This is a genomic window from uncultured Thiodictyon sp. (assembly GCF_903828115.1).
In the GTDB taxonomy this organism is placed as follows: Bacteria; Pseudomonadota; Gammaproteobacteria; order Chromatiales; family Chromatiaceae; genus Thiodictyon.
On record NZ_CAIKKU010000149.1, the window covers coordinates 1 to 4,014 of the forward strand.

The window sequence follows — 4,014 nt, forward strand, 5'->3', positions numbered from 1 at the left end:
CGGCCTTCAGGCCGACCGACTGGGAGCGCCGCACCCCAGTGCGGCCCGGCCTGTCCGCAGCACGCAACGCAGCGGTCGCTAGCGAGATCGCGCCGCACTGGGGTGCGGCGCTCCCAGTGGCCGGGATTATGATCGAGGCCCGCGGCGCCATCCCGTCGGGTCCGCGGGGCGGACCGTGCGCGCTGGGCGCAACCATGATCAAGGCCTTGACCGGCTTCGGTCATGGTTTTGGCCAGACGAGGCACTGGCCGTTAGCCTTGGATCGGTCGGCCAAGGCTGAAGCCTTGGACTCCAAATGCGCAGCGCCGACCGGAGCGCTGATCAAGGCCCAGCGGGCGCAGTTCACAACGGAGCACAACCGGCCATGCGAACCAAAAAACCCCGCGGCAATAGAACGACGGCCCTGGCCCTGATCTGCACCGCGCTGTGGCTCCTCTGGGTAGCGCCGGCCGGGGCGGACCCGGCGCCCGCGCAGGCCGCGGCCCCCGCCATTGCGGTGCTCGACTTCGAGTTGAATGACCTGACCCTGCTGCCGGGCACCCCCGAGGAGTTGGCACGCACCGCCTCGCTGCGGCCCTTGGTGGAGCAGGCGCTCAAGGCCCAGGGGAGCGACCGGCTGGTGTCGATCGACGCCGCGGCCCAGGCCCAGGCCAACGTCGGGGTCGGGTATCTCTACGACCACCCCGAGGCCGCGGCGGCCCTGGGGCGCACCCGGGGGGCCGACCTGGTCCTGGTCGGACGCCTGCACAAGCCGAGTTTTTTGTTTGCCTACCTGATGGCGCGCCTGGTCGACACCAGCACCGGGATGGTCGTGCGCGACCTGGTGGTGGAGGCCAAGGGGCAGACCGAGCCGGCGACCGCGCGCGCCGCCGCCCGGCTGGCGGAGCAGGTCCGCGAGACGCTCGCGCGGCACTGAGCCGGTGCCGCCGCACGCCCGCGACCGGCACCGACTTGTGCCCGGGCCCCGCCTGTCGTACTGTCCGCGGTCAAACGCATAAAGAATGATAAGACCCCCGCGCCCCTGGGCGACGGTGGAATCAGCCTAGCGCCACCGCCGCCGTCGCAAGGCCGCCGGTGCGGCTCCATCACCACTGGAGGACAATACCTTGGTGACCGTTCCCCTCAAGCTCGTCGTGTCCGATCACCGGGCGCGCGTGCACGCCGTGCTCGCCGGCAACGAGCTCATGCGCTCCTCGCTGGACCGGGTGACGCTGGCCTCCTGGCAGCGCTGCGCGGGCGACCATGGACTCGACCCGGGGGACGCCCCCGCGCCGGTCGTCATCCCCCGCGGGGACCTGAAGGACCGGCAGGAGCGCTGCTCGCGCCTGCTGGAGATCGCCCGCCCGGAGATGACCAACCTCTATCAGCAATTGGCCGGCTCCGGTCACGCCATCATGCTGGCCGACCGGGACGGGGTCCTGCTCAACTATATCGGAGACCCCATCTTCACCGACACCGCGGCGCGGGTCGGCATCCAGACCGGGGCGGTCTGGAGCGAGGCGATCCAGGGGACCAACGGCATGGGCACCTGCCTGGTCGAGAAGAAGCCCCTGGTCGTCCACCAGGGTTCCCATTTCTTCGAGCGCAACGCCGGACTGACCTGCGCCGCCGCGCCCATCTTCGACCCTAACGGCGAGGTGCTCGCCATCTTGGACGCCTCCAGCGAGGCGACCCTGGCCCAGCAGCACACCATGGTGCTGCTCAACATGGCAGCCCAGGTCATTGAGAACCGAGTGTTTTTCTGCGGCATGGGCGATGCGTACATCTTCCGCTGTCACAGCCGGGTCGAGTTCATCGGCACCCTGGGCGAGGGGCTGATCGCCTTCAGCCCGGACGGGCGCGTCCTGGCGGTCAACCGCAGCGCCATCTTCCAACTGGAATTGAAGGGCCCGGAACAGATCGTCGGGCGCTTCCTCCACGACCTCTTCACCAGCTCGATCGGCACGCTGCTCAAGCGCGCCCACGCCCAGGGCGGCGCCGCCTTCCCCATCCACGAGACCCGCTCGGAGCGGCGCTTCTTCGCCAAGGTCCAGCCCCCCGAGCACAGCGGCCGCCCCGAGCCCGCCCCGGTGATCCGCCCCCACCTGGTCGGCGAGGCGCGCACCACCCCGGCCGTGATCGGCCCCTTCGAGGCACTGCACTTCGGCGACCCGCGCATGGAGCGCAACGTCGCGACCATCAAGAAGGTGCTGGACCGCGACATCCCCTGCGTGCTGTTCGGCGAGACCGGGGTGGGCAAGGACGTCTTCGCCCGCGCCATCCACCAGGCGAGCCCGCGCCGGGACAAGCCATTCGTGGCGCTCAACTGCGCCTCGCTGCCCGAGTCACTGATCGAGAGCGAACTGTTCGGCTACAAGGCCGGGGCCTTCACCGGGGCCAACCGGGAGGGCAGCCGCGGCAAGATTCTCCAGGCCGACGGCGGCACCCTGTTCCTGGACGAGATCGGCGACATGCCGGTGCAGCTCCAGGCGCGCCTGCTGCGCGTACTGGAGGACCGCATGGTGGTCCCCTTGGGCGGCGACCGGCCCATCCCCGTCTCCATCCAGCTCATCAGCGCCACCCATCGCGACATCCGCGCCCTGATTGCCCAGGGCCAGTTCCGCGAGGACCTCTATTACCGCATCCACGGCATCTCGCTCACCATCCCCCCGCTGCGCGAGCGCGGTGACCGGCGCGAACTGGTCATCAAGGTTGCCCAGGACCAGGCCGGCCCCGGCGTCACGCTGGAGTGGGAACCCGCGGCCATGGACCTCCTGCTCAACTACCCCTGGCCCGGCAACCTGCGTCAATTGCGCAACGTCCTGCGCACCGTCACCGCCCTGTGCGACGACAACCGGATCACCGTGGCCGACCTGCCGGATGAAATCGGGCGCCCACCCCTGACCGACGAGGCCGCGGACGCCCCCGAGGAGACCTTCAACGCCCTGGGGGTGGCCGAGCGCGACGCCCTGCTGCGAATGCTCGAGGGCCTGCACTGGAACGTCAGCCTGGTAGCCAAGAACCTGGGGCTCAGCCGTAATACACTGTATCGGCGGATGAAACGCTATGGGATCAATCCGGCGCGTTAGGGCCTGGTGCCGGCCGTGCTCCCAGAAAGAGCATTTCTCCACAGATGAACACAGATGAACACAGATTATTCATTGGCTTACGCTTGTTCGGGGGTTCACCTTGCGGGTGATTGTGACAGCAGCGATAAGCCCATGACAATTTGAAGGACATCTGTGTTCATCTGTGTTCATCTGTGGATTTTAGGTTGATGGCAGCGAGGTTGCAGTTCCGCGCAGCGGACCCGACGCGGGCACCCTGTCTGCGGATGGGACAGCCTCGCCGTGACAGTGTGTCGCACCGCTGGGGCAAGGACAGGCTCGCCGCTTGCTACAGATCGGAAAGGCCAAGCCCCGAATCAATGGCATCAACATTGCTTTGGAAGCTGGACTGCGGATCGGCGCCGCGTGATCGGTCGCCACCCACGCGCCACCGGGGGTACCCCCGGGACCGACAACCAAGAAGATTCGGAGGAGCAATGAGAGCAATCAAGAGACTGGCCCGGTGCGCGGCGGCCGGCGCCGGCCTGGCACTGGGGGTCACCGGGGCCCTGTACGCCGCGGATGGGGGTGAACTCTACAAGTCGCGCGCCTGCCATGCCTGCCATGGGCCGGACGCAAAGACGACGATCCTGCCGATCTATCCCAAGCTCGCCGGCCAGAACGCCCCCTACCTCTTGGAACAGATGAAGGCGATTCGCGACGGTACCCGCACCAACGGCCTGTCCGCGGCCATGCGGCCCCTGATGGCGAGCGTACCGGACGATGAATTCAAGAGCATCGCCGATTGGCTTGCCACCCTCCAATAGGCGCGGGGGAAACGCACGGACATAGGGTCGGTAGCCTGGATGGAGCACAGCGCAATCCAGGTCCTCACTCGCCGCCCGCTTCGTTGTCGTTGTCGTTGTCGTTGTCGTAATCGAGGTTATCGTAGCGCCTCCGGAGTCTCTCGAACCCCAAAGCGTATCGC

At 67.9% G+C, this 4,014-nt stretch carries 3 protein-coding genes; all 3 read left to right on the forward strand.

Annotation, left to right across the window (positions count from 1 at the left end; genetic code table 11):
- Positions 1 to 364 precede the first annotated feature (364 nt).
- The gene (locus QZY48_RS05465) at positions 365 to 916 is read left to right on the forward strand and encodes a DUF2380 domain-containing protein (RefSeq protein ID WP_295428768.1); all 552 of its coding nucleotides are present in this window, start codon (positions 365 to 367) and stop codon (positions 914 to 916) included.
- A 193-nt stretch (positions 917 to 1,109) separates the two neighbouring features.
- Positions 1,110 to 3,068, forward strand: coding sequence for a sigma-54-dependent Fis family transcriptional regulator (locus QZY48_RS05470; protein ID WP_295428772.1), 1,959 nt, complete (start codon positions 1,110 to 1,112; stop codon positions 3,066 to 3,068).
- 455 nt (positions 3,069 to 3,523) lie between these two features.
- Entirely contained in the window at positions 3,524 to 3,853 is a 330-nt protein-coding gene (locus QZY48_RS05475) for a c-type cytochrome (RefSeq protein WP_295428771.1), read from the forward strand.
- The last annotated feature ends 161 nt before the right edge of the window (positions 3,854 to 4,014 follow it).